Origin of the sequence: Phocaeicola salanitronis DSM 18170 (assembly GCF_000190575.1) — a bacterium.
Taxonomy (GTDB): Bacteria; Bacteroidota; Bacteroidia; order Bacteroidales; family Bacteroidaceae; genus Phocaeicola; species Phocaeicola salanitronis.
This window is the reverse complement of sequence record NC_015164.1, coordinates 3,974,454-3,993,023: the sequence shown is the minus strand read 5'-3', so window position 1 is coordinate 3,993,023 and position 18,570 is coordinate 3,974,454. Positions and strand designations below refer to the sequence as shown.

The 18,570-nt window shown below is 46.5% G+C and carries 13 protein-coding genes and 1 tRNA gene; 9 read left to right on the top strand and 5 right to left on the bottom strand.

The genetic code is table 11. From position 1 onward, the window contains the following. Position 1: 1 nt before the first annotated feature. The 7 genes from BACSA_RS17205 (at position 2) to BACSA_RS17175 (ending at position 5,884) form a co-directional block, all read left to right on the top strand. Positions 2–1,327 carry an AAA family ATPase gene (locus tag BACSA_RS17205; RefSeq protein WP_013619295.1) on the top strand — a complete coding sequence of 442 codons (1,326 nt, stop codon included), beginning with the start codon at positions 2–4 and terminating at the stop codon, positions 1,325–1,327. Then, on the top strand, positions 1,324–2,061 hold the full coding sequence (locus BACSA_RS17200) for an HNH endonuclease (protein WP_013619294.1): 738 nt from the start codon (positions 1,324–1,326) through the stop codon (positions 2,059–2,061). Before BACSA_RS17205 ends, BACSA_RS17200 begins: the two co-directional genes overlap by 4 nt. A gap of 380 nt (positions 2,062–2,441) precedes the next feature. Beyond that, positions 2,442–2,528, top strand: a tRNA-Ser gene (locus tag BACSA_RS17195). 184 nt (positions 2,529–2,712) lie between these two features. Continuing rightward, a complete protein-coding gene (locus BACSA_RS17190) occupies positions 2,713–2,985 on the top strand; it encodes a hypothetical protein (protein WP_013619293.1) in 273 nt (90 codons plus the stop codon). Further along, positions 2,982–3,284, top strand: coding sequence for a type II toxin-antitoxin system RelE family toxin (locus BACSA_RS17185; protein WP_013619292.1), 303 nt, complete (start codon positions 2,982–2,984; stop codon positions 3,282–3,284). The genes BACSA_RS17190 and BACSA_RS17185 overlap by 4 nt, the downstream gene beginning before the upstream one ends. A gap of 460 nt (positions 3,285–3,744) precedes the next feature. After that, positions 3,745–4,695, top strand: coding sequence for a hypothetical protein (locus tag BACSA_RS17180; protein WP_013619291.1), 951 nt, complete (start codon positions 3,745–3,747; stop codon positions 4,693–4,695). A 40-nt stretch (positions 4,696–4,735) separates the two neighbouring features. Beyond that, complete coding sequence (locus BACSA_RS17175) at positions 4,736–5,884, top strand: acyloxyacyl hydrolase (RefSeq protein WP_245546607.1); 1,149 nt, start codon at positions 4,736–4,738, stop codon at positions 5,882–5,884. Here BACSA_RS17175 and BACSA_RS17170 read toward each other — a convergent pair. Further along, positions 5,881–7,290, bottom strand: a complete 1,410-nt coding sequence (locus BACSA_RS17170; RefSeq protein WP_013619289.1) for an MATE family efflux transporter — start codon at positions 7,288–7,290, stop codon at positions 5,881–5,883. The genes BACSA_RS17175 and BACSA_RS17170 overlap by 4 nt on opposite strands. A 167-nt stretch (positions 7,291–7,457) precedes the next feature. On the opposite strand from BACSA_RS17170, the gene BACSA_RS17165 reads away from it, so the two are divergent. Beyond that, complete coding sequence (locus tag BACSA_RS17165; protein WP_013619288.1) at positions 7,458–8,354, top strand: helix-turn-helix domain-containing protein; 897 nt, start codon at positions 7,458–7,460, stop codon at positions 8,352–8,354. A gap of 132 nt (positions 8,355–8,486) precedes the next feature. Here BACSA_RS17165 and gcvT read toward each other — a convergent pair whose 3' ends face one another. Together gcvT and pepT are read right to left on the bottom strand one after the other, a co-directional pair. After that, positions 8,487–9,572 carry a glycine cleavage system aminomethyltransferase GcvT gene (gcvT, locus tag BACSA_RS17160; RefSeq protein WP_013619287.1) on the bottom strand — a complete coding sequence of 362 codons (1,086 nt, stop codon included), beginning with the start codon at positions 9,570–9,572 and terminating at the stop codon, positions 8,487–8,489. Positions 9,573–9,676: 104 nt separating this feature from the next. Further along, positions 9,677–10,903: a peptidase T gene (gene pepT / locus BACSA_RS17155; RefSeq protein ID WP_013619286.1), complete on the bottom strand. Its 1,227-nt coding sequence runs from the start codon at positions 10,901–10,903 to the stop codon at positions 9,677–9,679. Positions 10,904–11,041: 138 nt separating this feature from the next. Between pepT and BACSA_RS17150 the strand changes: the two genes are divergently transcribed. Continuing rightward, positions 11,042–12,253: a BamA/TamA family outer membrane protein gene (locus BACSA_RS17150; RefSeq protein WP_041584496.1), complete on the top strand. Its 1,212-nt coding sequence runs from the start codon at positions 11,042–11,044 to the stop codon at positions 12,251–12,253. Between the two features lie 96 nt (positions 12,254–12,349). Here the strand turns inward: BACSA_RS17150 and BACSA_RS17145 are convergent, their stop codons facing one another. Both BACSA_RS17145 and BACSA_RS17140 read right to left on the bottom strand, forming a co-directional pair. Further along, positions 12,350–13,756, bottom strand: coding sequence for an amidophosphoribosyltransferase (locus tag BACSA_RS17145; RefSeq protein WP_013619284.1), 1,407 nt, complete (start codon positions 13,754–13,756; stop codon positions 12,350–12,352). A gap of 150 nt (positions 13,757–13,906) precedes the next feature. After that, positions 13,907–18,226 (bottom strand): hybrid sensor histidine kinase/response regulator transcription factor, encoded by a 4,320-nt coding sequence (locus tag BACSA_RS17140; RefSeq protein ID WP_144005238.1) that lies wholly within the window; start codon positions 18,224–18,226, stop codon positions 13,907–13,909. Positions 18,227–18,570 lie beyond the last annotated feature (344 nt).

Sequence of the window (18,570 nt, the reverse complement as noted above, 5' to 3'; positions counted from 1 at the left end):
TATGAGGATAAAGGACATAACAATAAGGAACTTTCGTGGTTTTACAGAACGATCTTTCATTTTTGATTCAAGAATGAATGTTGTTTTAGGAAATAATACAACAGGTAAGACCACGTTACTTCATGCCGTGCAAATAGCATTGGGCGCTTTTTTGCAAGAGTTGACTCTCGTCACCGGCTGTGCCAGAAACACGAAAGATAGCGATGTCGTAAGGAAATACAGTGAATTGACTAAAAGTTTTCAAAAACAGCAGGCGAAACCAGTTTTTGAAGTAAATGCTTGCTTCATTGATGGAAACTACAATTTCACATCAAAGGAATACTCCTGCCAAGAAAAGGACATCAAATGGCTTAGACTTGGTCCCAAAAATTCTCGTAAAAATGCTGGGGAATTGAAAGATATGGTGGCTAATATGGAACAGAAACGACGTGATGCTGACATAACAAAAACAACATCGGTATTACCGTTAATGATATCATTCGGTGCTTCCCGTCTTGAGAACAACTATAATGGGGCAGAAAAAACAAAAGCACGTGCTTCGAGGGAAGAAAAGGCATATAAATGTGTGTTGGATGAAAAAGTGGACTTCAAAAGTGCATTTGACTGGATTTATAGATTTGATAAGGAACTGGATAAAGGGCGTGAATTTGCAGGGTCTGACATTGCCTTTCTGAATGCGTTATCTGATGCCATACCTGCATTAAAAGTAATTGAGATTGACCGGAAAAACAATGAGTTTACTGCCGAAATACAGATGGCAAAAGATCCACAACCCTACTGGCTCACGTATGACATGATGAGCGACGGTTTTAAGTCGATGATAAACATCGTCGCAGAAATCGCCTATCGGTGTATTGAACTCAATGGTTTTTTAGGTGTAGACGCGGTAAAAAAGACACCGGGAATTGTCTTGATAGACGAGGTGGACTTGTATTTACATCCTCATTGGCAAAAGCACATCCTCTTGGATTTGCAGACCGCATTTCCAATGATGCAGTTTATTGTGACTACTCACTCGCCGTTTATCGTGCAAAGTGTGAAAAGCCAGAATGTAATTACTTTGGACGGGGTAAAGGGTATTGATGACCCGAACAAACGGAGTATTGAGGAGATCGTTATAAACGAGATGAATATGGATACTGTCAGAAGTGCCAAATACAATGAAATGGTAGAAAAAGCGGAAGAATACTACCGGCTTGTGAAGGAAGAAAAGGCAGACACGCCAGATGCTCTAAAGGTCAAGAAAGAGTTGGATGAGATAGAAAGCCTGTTTTCTGACGACCCGGCTTATGTGGCACTTCTTAGAGCAGAAAGGAATGTGTTATGAGGCCTGTTGAGAAATGGAATCCTGAGAATGAGCCACGCATCAATGATAATTATCCCAATTATAAAGATGCAAAGCACCCTTTATGCATGAACTTGGGAACGATATGTTCTTATTGCGAAAAAGCTTATGACGATGAACGGGACTTGCAGGTTGAACATATCCAACCTAAAAAATACAAAGATGCTGATGGCAACTATATCTATGCCCATCTTGAAACCGCATGGAGTAATTTCTTGCTTTCCTGTCCAACTTGCAACGGAGCAGACAACAAAGACACAAAAAACGTTGTGTATGGAAGTTGCCACTTGCCACACCTCAACAACACTTTTCTGAGCCTTTGCTATAAAGCAGGAGGCGTGGTAGAAGTTAATCCTTCTTTAAGCGGAAAATCAGCGAACAATGCCCGTGCGTTGCTTGAGCTTGTGGGACTAAATAAAGGACCGAAAGATTCAAGTGCGAAAGACTATCGATGGAGGATAAGGTTGGAAAAATGGAACTTGGCAAACATATATCTGGAAAAATATATAGCTGGATCAATTGATGTTTATACGATTGTCGATTTAGTCAAGGGGCATGGTTGCTGGTCTATATGGTTTACTGTATTTAAAGGACATGATGAGGTACGGAAAGCCCTTATAGAAGAGTTTCCAGGCACAGCAGCTTCTTGCTTTGACGCACAAAACCATTTTGAACCAATCTGTCGGAATCCACTGGATGACGAGGATCCTGTATAATTCTTAATGCTAGTTAAAGCGATATAGACAACATCCAATGGTTCCCTTATTCACCCTTAGTGCATGGTGCAAGCCTCCTTATATAAGGGGCTTGCACCATGCACTAAAAGTGTAGCAGAAATAATCCTAAAAAATTTATTTTCAAACATTTGGAGATTAGTTCGAAAATAACTACTTTTGTACCCGAAAGAAGTGACGATAGAGGTCGTCAGATGGACTTCAGGAAGCATTCAATGCTGTGCTACAAGATTGCTACAAAACGCCAATACGGTGTAACGCAAAAGCGTAATATACAGAGAGTTAGGGTAAAGGTTCATTACCCTCTCTCTCCGCAATGTAAAGCGCTTTTTGATTTTTCAAGAAGCGCTTTAGTCATTCTTGGAGAGATGCCGGAGTGGTCGATCGGGCCGCACTCGAAATGCGGTGAACGGGTAACTGTTCCCAGGGTTCGAATCCCTGTTTCTCCGCTGATAATCTTTTAGAGATTAACAAGTTATAGGAATTAAGCGTAAAAGCTTAGTTCCTATTTTTTTTGTTCGGGAAGAGGGATTTGTGGCGTTGTTTTGAAATGTTTAGAATCACAATCTCACCACCAGAAAGTTGTATATATCATATACTTTATATACCTTTGCGAAAAACGAAACGAATATTATGGATACTACGGTTAAAGCTACTAGAAGAAAAATAATAGACATACCAGAAGATATTTTCCGGTATCTGTCTGTAAAAGCAGCCATGCAAGGCACCAATTTAAAAAGATACATTGAGGGACTTCTTGCGAAAGACGTAGAGGATATGCTAGCCGGTATGGATGACAATGATGCATACCGGTGGCTTTCAAAAAATGAACCTGACGGGCATGTAAGGGTCGGGGAAAAAGAAAAACAGGATTTTGAAAACTGGCTGGGTATTGAAAGGAAATGAAGGTAGAATATTCAAAGGCATTTGTTCAGGCAGTCAGAAAATTATCCGGCAAAGTACTTGATTCTGTCAGGAATGCCATACAGGGAGTCATAGAAGCCCGATGTATTGATGAAATAACTGATTGCAAGAAGCTGGTCGGCTATGATTTCGTTTATCGCATACGCATCGGCAGTTACCGGGCGTTCTTCACTTTCCATGTCCATATTGAAAATGATGTGGTGATGTTCGAGTATCTGTTGCCAAGAGGAGAAGCCTATGATAAGAAGAATCAGGAAAAACTGCGCCGTATAGATGAATAAAATAAAGAGAAAAAAGAAAAGCCGTCATCAGAACTCCTCGCTCTGACTCGGCTCCTCACTGTTCCATCCGTTTCAACCATAGAGACGAAGCTGCTATGGCTACTCCTGATTTTCCAGCCCTCGAATTGATTCCTGACTATCTTCTGAAATTCAAGCCCAACCCGGCATATTTTTCATTATTGTATATGAAGCCGTGCGCACTATTTCAAGGTAATGCTCTATCGGCTTCTTTTTCTCCTAAACGAAGATATATTGTTTCAGCAGTTTAGATATAGTGAAACTATAGTTTCAGTGCACTGAAACTGCCGATGAAGATATATTGCATTCGAAAGGCAAGCAATCATACCTTTTGAGAGCTTATATGAAACACAAATAGATTGCAACGGAATAAATTAAGAAATACTTGCCTATTTAAGCAGATTAAATTACCTTTGGAGGTACATTTGAAAACGAAATAAACATGAGGCTTAGCATTTTTATTACATTATCTTTCCTTTTATGCACCCTATTCTGCCAATGTAATGGCGATATCTTCGTGGAAGAATTTGCCCCTGCCGCCACCGAATATACACTGAATGGTGACGGAGATTCTATTACCATACAATTCGCTTCAGGAGACTGGGATGTCAGCGGAGGATATTTCTCAAGCTATCAGCCCTACACGTGGACGATATACGACGTAATCGGACATCCGGTAAAGGTAGACGAACAGCCTCATTGGGAAGGATTGGGCAAATGTCTATATGATGATTTCCTGCTGAGTGTTGAAATCACCAGAGACCAATACAACAAACTTTACATCAAGACATGCGAAAACGCATACAAGGATTCCATTTCACTCACCTTGACAATAAGCAACAGCTTTACCACGCAACTCATAAAAATACACATTACACCTGCTACCCGCTATCAGTTAAGCCGAATAGAATACCAACTTTCAGATTTTTCACACGAAACCATTGAAAAAAAACACGGTTACGGCAGTTTTTATAATGTCTCCAATGTTCCTACCCGATGGGGAATACATGTGTTCCAAAACCGATACAACCAGGTCTGGTTCGAAAGCCTATGGCCTGCGCAAATATTAGCACCGGACACGCAGGTAGAAATACCTTGTTACCATCCGAACGAAGTGCCTCCTTTAACGCTCAGCCAACAAAAAGTGACCTACTCGGAAGAATATCAAAACCTTCCATTAAGCTATTCCAATCTAATGGAATGGATTGAAATTCCTCCTCATTGCACCCAAGACGTCTATACACAAATCACGTATGACAAGGTAGGCGTCTTTTACAACCTTTATGCCATCAACCCAAAGACTGGAAAAGAACGGTTATTCAGTGGCACTTTTTATAGCCGTGCTCCCCGTCAGACTGATTATAAAATCATACAAGAAACCATCAAAGAATAGCGTTATGCACATCATACGAACCGCCATAATCCTGTTTTGCATGAACTGGACACTTTCCAGTCATGCCGAACCGGACACACTTACCCATAAACCGATACGTCATCAAATCGGTTTCGATATCCGTCCCGGTTATATACTTCCCACAAAAAGTTTTTTTGAAGGCGAAAACGCACAAGGGAAACCCATGCGAAGCGTACTTTCCGCACATTTGAAATACGCTTTCCGCTTCAGTCCCGACTCGCACTGGGGACAGCTTTACCCACACGCTTATCAGGGCGTCGGCATTTCGTATACTTCGTTTTTCAATGCTTCAGAATTAGGGAACCCCATCAGTGTCTATGTATTCCAAGGCTCGCAAATAGCCCGGTTCTCTCCCCGGCTGACTTTAAATTACGAATGGAACTTCGGCGCATCGTTCGGCTGGAAGAAATTCAATGAAACGACCAATCCTTACAATAACGTGATAGGCTCGAAAATCAATGCCTACATGAACGCCAACATCTACCTGAACTGGCAAATCGCCTCACAATGGACGCTTATAGCCGGAATCGAGGCTACGCATTACTCGAACGGAAACAGCAATTATCCCAATGCAGGAGTAAACACGGCAGGAGGACGCATCGGACTGGTGCGGACATTCGGCGCAGAAGAGTCAAAAAAGAAGTCTTCCCACATTGGAAAAAGCGCAATAGAAGGCTCTCCTTTCAGTTACGACCTTATCGTATACGGGGCGACCCGGCGCAGAGGCATCATCTGGCCCGATGAAAAATACTTGATTCCCGGCACATTCGGCGTAGTGGGATTAAACTTCAATCCGCTCTACCGGATAAACAAGTATTTCCGCGCCGGACTTTCTTTGGATGCCCAATACGATGAAAGCGCCAATCTGAAAAACCACCTTGCCGGAACAGATTACACAGTAAACGAAAAAAAATTCTACCGCCCTCCGTTCCGCGAACAATTTGCCGTAGGCGTTTCGGTACGCGCCGAATTGACCATGCCTATCTTCAGTATCAACTTCGGCATCGGACACAACCTTTTCTATAAAGGAGAAGACACGGAAGGTTTTTACCAGATATTGGCACTGAAGACATTCGTAACTCCCCGCCTGTTCCTGCATACGGGATACCAGCTAAGCAAGTTCAAGGATCCGAATAACCTGATGCTGGGATTGGGGTACAGGTTTTAGATTTTCATCCACTTGCCCCGCTCCAGACGAATCAAGAAGATGATACCGCGGAAACATAATTCGATGCACATCGCAAGCCACACTCCGTTCAGCCCCATTGACGGAGCCAGCCAGGCAGCCAAGGTCAGGCGCACCGCCCAAATGCTGAAGAAATTCATCAGGCAAGGAATGACCGTATTCCCCGCCCCTACGAACACACCGTAAGCCACAATCGCCGCCGCAAACATCGGTTCGGCAAAGGCCTCGATACGCAATGCCTGAACGCCTAACTCCAATACCTCGGCATCGGGAGTCATCGTACCGATAATCAAAGGAGCGGCTATATACATAATGACTCCCATGACGCCCATGACCGCCATCCCCATCCCTACCGTAATACGGGCAAAACGGCGGGTCAAATCTTTTCTTCCGGCTCCCATGCTCTGCCCCACCAATGTCGTAGCCGCATCGGCAATGCCGTATCCGGGCATATAGCAAAGGCTCTCTGCAGTAATGGCAAATGAATTGGCAGCTATGGCAAAAACACCCAACGGAGCCACTATAACCGTGGTCAGAATCTGCGCCCCGCAAATCACGGCATGTTCTATCCCCATCGGACCGCCGATGTGAACCGCTTTCCGCAACACAACCGATGTAGGACGGAAATGCCCTTTCTCATGCATGAATCCCAGCTCTTTCGAACGGAACGCCAAATACCAGAGCATCAGACCGGCTACAACCAGCTCTGCCAACCCCGTACCTACAGCCGCACCGGCAACTCCCCAACCGGCGCCGGGCACAAACACATCCATGCCGAATAAAGAAAAGGAACGGGAAGGGAAAATAAGAAAGAAATTGAAAACAACGTCCAACAAACACATCAGGACATTCAGCATACTGGGCACACGCATATTCCCACTGCAACGAAGCATGCCTCCCGCCAAGAAACACAATTGCATCATCGGCAAAAAAGAAGCATAAATCATAAAATAAACCGAAGCATCCCGGTTGATAGCCTCAGCACCTCCCAGCCACTGAGGCAAGACACCGCTGATGCCGATGCCTACGCCCGCCAAAAGCAGGCTGAACATCAATACCAGCACAATGGACTGGCGCAAAACCTGACGGGCCTCGTCAAACTTCCCCCCTCCGATGCAATGCGCCACCTGAACGGCAAAACCCGTGGAAGCCGCACTGCACAAACCGCTGAACAGCCATGTGGTAGTGGATACCAAGCCGATGGAAGCCGAAGCGTTCGCCCCTAGACTGCCCACCATAGCCGCATCGATGTATTGCATCACGATGGAAGACAACTGTGCCACCATTGCCGGAATACTCAACTGTACTGTCAGCAGCAATTGCTGGCGCAACGTCATCGGACGACCTTCACGGATTAATACAAGCAAATCGTTCTTACCAAAATTCATAGGATGCAATTTATTCCGGGTGCAAAGATACACCAAAATCGATTAACAACATTACCCAAATTACGGATAAAAGTAAAATGTCTACATCTCTCTGTAATATGGGTATTGAAGAAGTACAGGCAAAGCCTTACCTTTGCCACACGATAAAAGCCAAGTACAGATTAGCAATGAAAGAAACACTGGACATCAAAACGGTACACCAATGCAACTGTTGCCTGGGATGTAAGACCTTGCATCCCCAAGCCAGCGTAATCCGTCTGGATAACACGAACGTGGAAGAACACAGCATCCGTTTTGATTTCTACACCATCCTACTGATAGAAAACGAAACGGAAGACTGCAATTGTTGCGGACGCAAATACTACGACTTTTCAAACGCTACCATGGTATTCCTGCCGCCCCAACATGCATTTGATATCGACAAACACCGGGTACTGCCCCAACAAGGCTGGCTTTTAGCCTTTCATCCGGACTTACTGCATGGGACAACGCTGGAACAGAGCATCCGGAAATACACCTTTTTCCATTACCGCAAAGAGGAATCCCTGCACCTGTCTTTGCGCGAGAAAAATAAAATCACCGACTGCCTGCACGATATGGATGAAGAACTGCACCATCCGATTGACCGGTACAGCCATACACTTATTTCGCACTACATCGAATTGTTATTGGATTATTGCACGCGCTTCTACGAACGCCAGTTCATCACACGCGAGAACAAGAACAAAGCGCTGATACAACAAACGGACAAGCTGCTTCAGAAGTGCATCGATTCGGGAAACCTGAAGAACGGAATATTCCCCACTTCGGAATATTGCGCCGGATGCCTGAAGCTGTCTGCCGCTTATTTCGATGACCTGCTCCGGTTCGAAACCGGGAAGACCCTCAATGAATACTTCCAGTTCAAACGTCTGGAACTTGCTAAAAAGATGTTGTTGGAAAAAGGCGAGACGGCTGCATACGTCGCTTCGTGGCTGGGATTTCCTACCGTCCAGCAATTCAATTTCATCTTCAAAAAAATAACCGGCTTCGCTCCCAACGAATACCGGCTTGCGCAAAACTGACTAAAAGCCCCCGCAAACGAACATAAGTGAAAAGGCTGACTCACTTATGTAAGTCGCCCGACTCACTTATGTGAAACGGCCCACTCACTTATGTTCATCAAAACGCATGCTTGCGTGACAAAAAACTGCCTGCTACTTACGGAAAGGCGGTTTTACCACTTGGGCTTTCAGCTTCCGCCCCCGATTGTCCAAATAAATTTCGGTACCCGGCTTGGCAAACGCCGTCTGTACATACCCCAAACCAATTCCAATCTTACGGGTGGGCGACATGGTGCCGGAAGTGACATGCCCGATTTCGTTTCCTTCGGCATCAACCAGTTTATAACCTTGACGTGGAATCCCCCGGTCTATCATCTCGAACCCTACCAGCTTGCGGCTTACGCCTTCGGCTTTCTGCTTTTCCAGTGCCGCACGGTTGGTAAAGTTCTTTCCTTCGACAAACTTCGTAATCCATCCCAGTCCTGCTTCGATAGGCGAAGTGGTATCATCAATATCATTTCCGTACAGGCAGAATCCCATTTCCAGCCTTAACGTATCACGAGCCCCCAAACCGATAGGCTTGATACCGAACTCGGCACCTGCCTCGAAAACGGCATTCCAAATGCGGTCGGCATCTTCGGGATAGAAATAAAGTTCGAAACCTCCTGCACCGGTATAGCCGGTATTGGAGACAATGACTTCCGGCACACCTGCAAACTCTCCCACGCAGAAATGATAATAAGGTATTTCGGACAAATCCAATGAAGTCAGTTTCTGAAGAGCCGGCAATGCTTTAGGTCCCTGCACCGCCAATTGCGCCATACGGTCGGAAGCGTTTTCCAGTTCCGCCCCCACCGCATTGTGAGACACACACCAGTTCCAGTCTTTCTCGATATTGGCTGCATTAACCACTAACAGGTATTTTTCCGGCTCGTAACCATAGACCAGCAAATCGTCTACAATGCCTCCCGTCTCGTTCGGGAAACAAGTGTATTGCACCTTTCCCGGCGTAAGAACCGCCGCATTGTTTGAAGTGACTTGCTGGATAAAGTCAAGGGCATGAGGGCCTTTTACCCAAAACTCGCCCATGTGGGATACGTCAAAGACTCCCACACCGTGACACACCGTAAGGTGTTCATCAATAATTCCGGAATATTCGATAGGCATGTTATAGCCCGCAAATTCATGCATTTTCGCTCCGAGAGCGATGTGCTTCCCGGTAAATGGAGTTGTTTTCATCAGTGCTTTATTTTAAGGTTTTGTATAATGCTTCGGTTCACCACAGATTACACAGATTAATGAATCGTTGAAAATGAAAACCGGTGCAATCTGTGGTAAAAAAATCAGTATCGCTTAGCGGTAAGTTCGGCTATTTTCACCACCACTTTCATCGCTTTCTCGATAGACTGTATGGGCACAAACTCATAGCGTCCGTGGAAATTCAATCCTCCGGCAAAGATATTCGGGCATGGCAACCCTTTGAAAGACAACTGCGCTCCGTCCGTCCCGCCGCGAATGGCTTTTACCTTCGGTTCTACACCGGCTTCTTTCATGGCGGCAAAAGCAAGGTCGATGATATGCATCAGCGGCTCTACCTGCTGGCGCATGTTATAATACTGGTCCTTTATCTGTACGTCTACCCTTCCTTGACCGTATTTTCCGTTCAGCTTGCCGGCACACTCCAGCATGAAAGCCTTACGGGCTTCGAACTTTCCGCGGTCATGGTCACGGACAATATACGAAAGCATAGCATGTTCGACATCTCCCTCCATCCCAATCAGATGGAAAAAGCCTTCGTATCCTTCGGTCGTAGCCGGAGTTTCATCGGCAGGAAGCATGCCTATGAATTCGTTTGCCACCAGCAGCGCATTTACCATCTTACCTTTGGCATATCCCGGATGCACGTTCAGCCCCTTCACCTCAATTTTGGCCGCAGCCGCATTGAAATTCTCAAATTCCAGCTCGCCTACCTCACCTCCGTCCATCGTGTAAGCCCATTTGCATCCGAATTTCTCCACATCGAATTTATGAGCCCCCAAGCCGATTTCTTCATCCGGATTGAATCCAATGCGGATGTTTCCGTGTTCGATTTCCGGATGCGCTTTCAGGTAAGCCATCGCTCCTACGATTTCGGCGATACCAGCCTTATCGTCCGCACCCAGAAGCGTATGCCCGTCGGTCACAATCAAATCCTCACCGATATGATCCGACAATTCAGGAAATTGTTTTGGAGAAAGCACGATGCCTTCCTCTTCGCACAACACGATATCTTGTCCCTGGTAATCTGCCACGATGCGCGGCTTTACATCTTTCCCCGACATATCGGGACTGGTATCCATGTGGGCGATGAAACCAATGGTAGGAATCTCCCTGCCTACATTGGAAGGAAGCGTAGCGAACAGATATCCGTTTTCATCTAACGAAATGTCTTCCAGTCCCAATTCCTCCAATTCCGACTGCAAATATCTGGCAAACACCATCTGCTTAGGAGTACTTGGAGTAGTCCCCGTTGTCTCATCAGATTGTGTATCAAAAGAAACATACTTCAAAAAGCGTTCTATTACTGTCATAATGTTTTTAAGTTAAAAATTAAATCAAGTAAAGATATGAAATTGCCGGCATTTCACCAAATATCAAGTGATTTTTTAGGTTTTTAAGCACTTATATGCTTGACTTTTTATACATTTGCATTCAATTACAATTCTGATATGAAGAGACTGATAATATGTTGCATCCTGTGTATCATTGCATGCTCCGGATTTGCCCAAGAGCCGAATACCGTAAGCCCTACGGCTGATACGTTGTCATCGAAAACCTTGACAGACAAAGAACTTCGGCGCCAGAAAATAGCCAAACGGAACTTCCATTACAACATATTGGGAGGTCCCAGTTTCAGCCCTGATTTTGGATTCCTGGTAGGAGGAAGCGCGCTGATGACCTTCCGCATGAACCCGAAAGATACGACCATGAGACGCTCGGTCCTTCCTTTTGCCATGGCATTTATCTTTAAAGGCGGACTGAACATCATGGTCAAGCCCCAGCTGTTTTTCAAGAATGACAAGTTCCGTATCTTCGGACAATTCTCTTACAAGAATACACAAGAAAACTTTTACGGCGTAGGCTATTCGACCAACAAAAATTATGAACGGAGCGACAGCACCAGCCAATACCGGTATAGCGGCATTCAAATAAACCCCTGGTTTCTGTTCCGCATCGGAGAGAGCAACTGGTTTGCCGGTCCGCAAATCGACTTGAACTACGATAAAATCTCAAGTCCAGCCAAATATCTGGTAGAGCAGGAAGATTATAAAAAAGCCGGAGGAGACGAAAACGGATACAAGAACTTCAGTTCGGGACTCGGTTTTTTGCTTACCTACGACACACGGGATATTCCTGCCAATCCGTATAAAGGATTATACGTAGACTTCCGCGGCATCATGTATCAAAAATGGTTGGGAGGAGACGATAATTTTTATCGTTTCGAAGTGGATTACCGCCAGTATAAATCGGTAGGAAAACGGAAAGTGCTTGCCTGGACGGTACAGACCAAGAATGTATTCGGGAAAAACATACCTTTAAATAAATATGTGTTGAGCGGAACCCCGTTTGACCTGCGAGGATATTACATGGGACAATACCGTGACAAGTCTTCGCATGTGGCTTTGGTAGAATACCGGCAAATGTTCAACACCGACCGAAGCAACTGGCTGAAGCGGATTGTCCACCATTTGGGGTTCGTTGCATGGGGAGGCGCAGGCTTTATGGGTCCGAATCCGGGGAAAATAGAAGGTGTGCTTCCCAATGCCGGATTGGGCTTGCGCATTGAAGTGCAGCCCCGCATGAATGTCCGTTTGGATTTCGGCCGCAACTTTATCAACCGGCAAAACCTCTTCTATTTCAATATGACCGAAGCGTTTTGACTGGTTAACAATTAATAGTTAATAATTAATAGGGAATGGCAATGCATACCGTTATTCGCCACTCAATATTAATTATTAACTATTAATTATTAACTATTAAAAGCGGCTTGACCCATCAAAGCAATGCGTACAAATCTTGCATTTAGGCAAACCTATCGCCTTCACCAAAGTTTCCAGCGGATTAAACTTTAAGGAAGTCAGTCCGAAACGCGCACGAATCCGGTCTACCAACGCATTGTATTCGGGCGAACCTGTCGTAGCGTATTTTTCCAGTTTGGCATTCTCATCCCCTTCTATTTCCTTGATAATACGGCGGGTTATCAATTCCATGTCGCTCTTGGAAGCGGTAAAGCCGATAAACGGACATCCGTAAATCAACGGAGGGCAAGCAATACGCATGTGCACTTCTTTCGCTCCATAATCATAAAGGATTTTCACATTATCACGCAACTGGGTTCCGCGCACAATCGAATCATCACAGAACAAGATACGCTTTCCCTGCAACATTGCCCGGTTAGGAATCAGTTTCATCTTAGCCACCAACGAACGCATTTCCTGATTGCTGGGCGTAAAGCTACGGGGCCATGTCGGGGTATACTTCGTAATGCCCCGATGATAAGGAACGCCTTTCCCTTCGGCATACCCCAATGCCATTCCTACACCCGAATCGGGGATACCGCATGCACAATCCACTTGCGAATCATCGGTTTTCCCCATTTCATATCCACTAATAAAACGCACTTCTTCTACGTTACGCCCTTCATAGCACGATACGGGAAAGCCATAATAAACCCATAAGAAAGAACAGATTTGCATTTCTTCGTTCGGCTTCCGAAGCTGTTCCCAGCCATCGGCATGCAAACGGATAATTTCGCCCGGACCTACATAATGGTCTATTTCAAAATCCAAGTTCGGCAAGCTGCTCGATTCGCTCGTCACGGCGTATGCCCCTTCCTTTTTCCCGACAATAATCGGTGTACGCCCCCACTTGTCACGAGCCGCAATGATACCGTTTTCGGTCAGAATCAGCATCGAGCACGACCCTTTTATCTTATTGTACACATTTTCGATTCCTTCTACAAAATCCTTTCCCTGCACAATCAACAAAGCCACCAACTCCGTCTGATTTGTTTTGCCCATGCTCATTTCGGCAAAGTGCATGTTCGCATCCAAAAGTTCCTTTTCCAGTTCAGCAAGATTATTGATTTTCGCCACGGTCATAATCGCGAACCGCCCCAAATGAGAATTAATCATAATCGGCTGAGGGTCTGTATCACTTATCACGCCAATGCCTGATTTCCCCTTAAACTTAGATAACTCTGCTTCGAATTTAGTGCGGAAATACGAATTTTCAATGCTGTGAATGGAACGTGCGAAACCGGAGTTCTCGTCATACGTAGCCATTCCTGCCCGTTTGGTTCCCAAGTGCGAATTATAATCCGTTCCATAAAATAAATCGGTTACACATTCAGCCTTAGAGACTGTCCCGAAAAAACCACCCATTTTGTTTTATTTTAATTTAGTTGTAAATAAATATCCAATTTCGTTGCAAAAATACGGAAAAATTGGCAAGCACGGAAACATACTCCGGCTTTTTCTAATTTCTTTCAAGTCATTCCATTTTGGCGCATCCCCAACAAGGCCTTCCGCATTCTATTCCTCATCCTCATTTTCATCCTTCATCCCTCCGCTCTTCTGATAGGCGGAAGGAGTGACCCCGAATTGGGCTTTGAAGCATTTACTGAAATAGAAAGGATCGTTCACACCTACTTCCCGTGCCACTTCGGCTATGGTGAACGTATCAGACTGTGCCAATAATTCCGCCGCCTTCTTCATGCGGATAATCCGCAGATATTCATTGGGAGAATAACCTGTTATCCCGCGCACCTTACGATAGAAGACGGAGCGGCCTATCCCCATCATGCCCGCTAATTCATCTACCGACAATTGAGCGTTTTGCATGTTCTTTTCGAGAATCAAAGCCAGCCTTTCGGTGAATTGCTTATCCCTGTCGGTGGTGCATAAAGCCGGACTGAGCTTTGCCGAAGGGTCATTCGAGAACTTCTTGCGAAGCCTGTCGCGTTGCTCTATCAAACGGAAGGCACGTGCCAGCAGGAGATTCATGCTGAAGGGTTTCGTGATGTAAGCGTCTGCCCCGCTATCGATACCTTCCAAATGGCTTTCGTTCGCATCCAATGCCGTAAGCAAGATAATGGGCACATGGCTGGTCTCGAAATCATTCTTCAACTGGCGGGTGATTTCGAATCCCGAATGTCCGGGCATCATCACATCGCTGATTATCAAGTCGAAATCATTCGCATGCGCTTCTTTCAGCCCCGATTTGCCATCGGATGCAGCCGTCACCTCGAAATACTTGCCCAATTCCGACTTCAAGAACTCGCGCACGTCCGTATCGTCTTCAATTACCAGCACTTTCCGGTGATTCAAAGGTCCGGACGGCCCGGCATCTTTCTCCTGCCATTCTTCTTTGTCCTGCAAAAGCCATTCCGCCTGTTGCTTTTCGGCATGTTCTTCTTCACGGAGGATAACATTGTCTTGTATCAGGAAGTCCTTTTCTTCGTACACAGACGCATCCAAAGGCAATGTGACGATAAACACCGAACCTCCTCCCGCTCCCGTATTTTCCTCGTACGCGATGGTTCCTTTAAGCGCTGCAACCAGCTCGCGGGTCAGGTGCAGCCCGATTCCCATGCTGCTTCCCGAGAAACGGCTCTTGGCAAAACGCTTGAACAACTCGTCCCGCTTTTCTTTCGGGATGCCCACACCGGTATCCGACACACGGATAACGAATTTCTTGCCCGCCTCGTCCGCCGTTGCCGCCAAAAGTATCTTCCCCCCGGAAGGCGTATATTTAAAGGCGTTCGACAACAGGTTATATACAATCTTGTCCAACATGCTCCGGTCGATAAACATCTCATACTTCTTCACCGATGGGACAAAGCGGAACTGCATCTGCTTCGACTCGATTATATCGTTAAAAGACAAGGTGATGTCTCGCAGGAACTCCATCACATCCGCCTTCTCCAAGGCAAGCGAGAGCTTGTTGTTCTGCATCTTGCGGAACTCCAAAAGCTGGTTTATCAAACGCAGCATGCGCCCCGTGCTCTTATCCATCAAGGATACCGAAGAAGCGATTTCCTTCGGGAGCTTCCCGGCACGGTGTATTTTCTCCAAAGCATTTTGTATCAAGGTCAAAGGCGTGCGGAACTCGTGCGAAATGTTTGTGAAGAACACCAGCTTGTATTCGGTCAGCTGTTCTTCCACCTTGATTTGGTTCCGCAGGGCATTCATCTTCGAGAAGATACTGAACGCCAGGTAAAGCAAGCCCCCCGCTACAAGCACATAAATCAGGTATGCCCAGCCGGTTTCCCAAAACGGAGGCATCACCGTAATCTTCAATACCGACTCTTTTTCGCTCCATACCCCCAACGAATTGCTGGCTTTCACACGCAGGCGGTAGGTGCCCGGACGCAGGTTCTTGTAAGCCGCAAAACTCAACGGGGAAGGTTTGCTCCATACTTTCTCATATCCGTCCAGCCGATAGCTGAATTGCTGGATACCCTGGCGGACATAGTCCAAGGTAGAAAAATCGATGACAAAGGAGTTCTGATAATATTGAAGCTTGATTTCGGACAAGTAGGGCAATGCCGATTCAAGCGGAGAATGCGCATCGCCCGGACGTACCGAAACGCCGTCCAGCTTCAAGTCGGTAAAAGTCACCACGCTCTTATTCCCCACATCTGCCACCAATGACTCGGGATGGATGATGTTCAATCCGTAATTGGTTCCGAACGCCAAACGCCCGTCGGGCAAACGGATTCCGCAATTCTCGGTATAGATATTCCCCAATACATTGGTCGAAAAGAAATAATTCTCAAAGAGTTTGGTCTCACGGTCGAAGCAGGAGATGCCGTATTCGGTAGAAATCCACATATCCCCCCGAAGGTCCTCCACAAAATCCTGCACCATGTTGTTCACCAGCCCGTCCGTCATTCCATAATGCGTGAATTTCAGGTGCGCATAGTCCCCTCCGGGCATGCAATACGAAAAGCCCGCACCGGTCTCGGCTATCCAAACGCACCCTTCCGAATCGCGCACAATGCTCCGTATCTCATTGCTGTACAAGTCTCCGTTTTCCAACGTATAATTATAATAAGCGTCCGGGTCTTTCAGGAGCGTGTCGGGATGAAACACGAACACGCCTTTGTCCGTCCCCATCCACATCCAGCCATCGGCATCCTCGCACACGGTACGCACCCGGTTGGCTCCTTCTTCCAGGAAAAAGCTCCGGAAGCGGTATGTCCCGCCCTCACGGACCGCTAAGTTCAAGCCGCCTCCCAAGGTAGCAACCCACATACGCCCGCGGCTGTCCTTATACAGGTTATAAACCTGATTGGAAGAAAGCGAAGCGGAATCGCCCGAATGATGCGCATATTGTTCGTCCCCTACCATGACACCTTTTCCCCGCGTGCCATACCAAACCCTTCCCTCGTCATCCTTCTCTACGGCATACATATTGGTGTTCGCCTTCAGGACATGCTTCACCAAGAAGCGGGAATCGTACACGACCACATCTCCCGTACGCGTAGCGATATAAAGGTCCGACCCGTCCAGGCAAGAAAGAGAACGCACCGTATTCGAGCGGTTTATCTTTTCTTCTCCGTTGGGATACACATAAAAAGCCCCATCGTCCATGATGCTCAATTTGTCGATACCGGTAAACTCCGAGCTGACCCACATGTTCCCCAGCCGGTCTTCCATAAGGCACAACAAATAGTCCGAGCTTATCACGCTATTCGTTCCGCCACGCTCGCCAACCGTGAAATGCTGCATGTCTCCCTTCTGCAAATCATAGACATACAGCCCGTTTCCGTACGTGGCAATCCACAACAGGCCGCGCGAATCGTGCACAATCGAATAACGTTCCTCGTCGATATAGTCCAAGTCTTCGTCCGACATCAGCCGGAACTCGCGCACTTCTCCGCCCGCCGCCTGCACATAGCGCACCGTTCCGGTATTGTTGTAAATCCAGAAATCCCGCTTATTATCCTCGATAATCTGCACATGATGCACATCCAGCTTCGGATTAGGTTTCACGAAACGCCCTTGGGTGAAATTGAAGCAATAATTCCCCGTCGAGGCATAAACCATCCATTCGTCCCGATAAAAGATATACCCGTCAAAACCCGTCTTCCTCCGCACAGAGGCTTGGTCCAAGCGCTTTACCCGCCCCTCTCCATCCGATGTGTACATCGTCCCGTCTGTAGCAAAGAAATAAGCATTTCCCTGATATACATGAATGTAACGGATATTCAAGCCGGAAGCCGTTTCGGCAAGTTTTCCTTCCGCCCAGTGATAAAGCCCATTGGGAGTCGCAATCCACACGCCTCCTTTTCCGTCGGGCCGGATGTGGTTCACCGCATCCGATTCCAGCCCCTTCCCTTTCCGGAAAAATTCGGAAGAAAGCACACCCTCGCGGCACGTCACCCTGCGGCATCCTGCCTGATTTCCCCAAAGCCATACATCCTCGCCCGCTTTGTCCGGAACATAAATCTGTGAATAATACCACATGTTCTCTCCGCATCCGGTAAAATCCACCACCTGCCCTTTCTTCAAATCATAACAACTGAATACCGAAGGTGTATGCCGGATCCATAAAAAGCCGTTCTTGTCTTCCTTCAGCCGGTACATACGATGGTCGGAAAGCGATATGCCTTTCCCCCGTTCGGGCAAAAAAGTCAGGAAAGACGAACCGTCATACCGGTTCAGCCCATCGAGGGTCCCGAACCAAATGAACCCTTTCCGGTCTTGATAGATACACCGCACGGAGTTATTCGCCAGCCCGTCACTTACCGTCAGGCGGGAAGAGCGCACTTCGACTCCGGCTAATGCCTTGAAACATATCCCTATTGTGATAATAAAAAGTGAAAGTATTCTTTTCATGTTTCTCATGCATCGGATAATATAATGCGGCAAATGTACAAAAAACTTCGGGAACGGCATGCATTTAGCTATAAAAAATCGAACGCAGAGACGCAAAGACACAGAGGAATAATTTAGAGAGAAGGCAAAGGACACGGAGCCAAACGCCACTCTCTGTGCTTTGCTTGCTCAAAAAATAATTTTAAAATCCGCATTCCACCCAATTGCCTTGTAGGGGCGTATCGCATACGCCCCGAAGACATCCGCATGGGTTAGTTGATGCATTCGGGCGTATGCGATACGCCCCTACATGGGATGTTTGCGGATATTCAAAAAAATAAACTCTGCGCTTTTGCGCCTCTGCGTTCCATAAA

Excerpts from the sequence above, each read along its gene's own strand:
- BACSA_RS17205 (WP_013619295.1), top strand. The coding sequence starts at position 2 with ATGAGGATAAAGGACATAACAATAAGGAACTTTCGTGGTTTTACAGAA.
- BACSA_RS17200 (WP_013619294.1), top strand. The coding sequence starts at position 1,324 with ATGAGGCCTGTTGAGAAATGGAATCCTGAGAATGAGCCACGCATCAAT.
- BACSA_RS17190 (WP_013619293.1), top strand. The coding sequence starts at position 2,713 with ATGGATACTACGGTTAAAGCTACTAGAAGAAAAATAATAGACATACCA.
- BACSA_RS17185 (WP_013619292.1), top strand. The coding sequence starts at position 2,982 with ATGAAGGTAGAATATTCAAAGGCATTTGTTCAGGCAGTCAGAAAATTA.
- BACSA_RS17180 (WP_013619291.1), top strand. The coding sequence starts at position 3,745 with ATGAGGCTTAGCATTTTTATTACATTATCTTTCCTTTTATGCACCCTA.
- BACSA_RS17175 (WP_245546607.1), top strand. The coding sequence starts at position 4,736 with ATGAACTGGACACTTTCCAGTCATGCCGAACCGGACACACTTACCCAT.
- BACSA_RS17170 (WP_013619289.1), bottom strand. The coding sequence starts at position 7,290 with ATGAATTTTGGTAAGAACGATTTGCTTGTATTAATCCGTGAAGGTCGT.
- BACSA_RS17165 (WP_013619288.1), top strand. The coding sequence starts at position 7,458 with ATGAAAGAAACACTGGACATCAAAACGGTACACCAATGCAACTGTTGC.
- gcvT (WP_013619287.1), bottom strand. The coding sequence starts at position 9,572 with ATGAAAACAACTCCATTTACCGGGAAGCACATCGCTCTCGGAGCGAAA.
- pepT (WP_013619286.1), bottom strand. The coding sequence starts at position 10,903 with ATGACAGTAATAGAACGCTTTTTGAAGTATGTTTCTTTTGATACACAA.
- BACSA_RS17150 (WP_041584496.1), top strand. The coding sequence starts at position 11,042 with ATGAAGAGACTGATAATATGTTGCATCCTGTGTATCATTGCATGCTCC.
- BACSA_RS17145 (WP_013619284.1), bottom strand. The coding sequence starts at position 13,756 with ATGGGTGGTTTTTTCGGGACAGTCTCTAAGGCTGAATGTGTAACCGAT.
- BACSA_RS17140 (WP_144005238.1), bottom strand. The coding sequence starts at position 18,226 with ATGAGAAACATGAAAAGAATACTTTCACTTTTTATTATCACAATAGGG.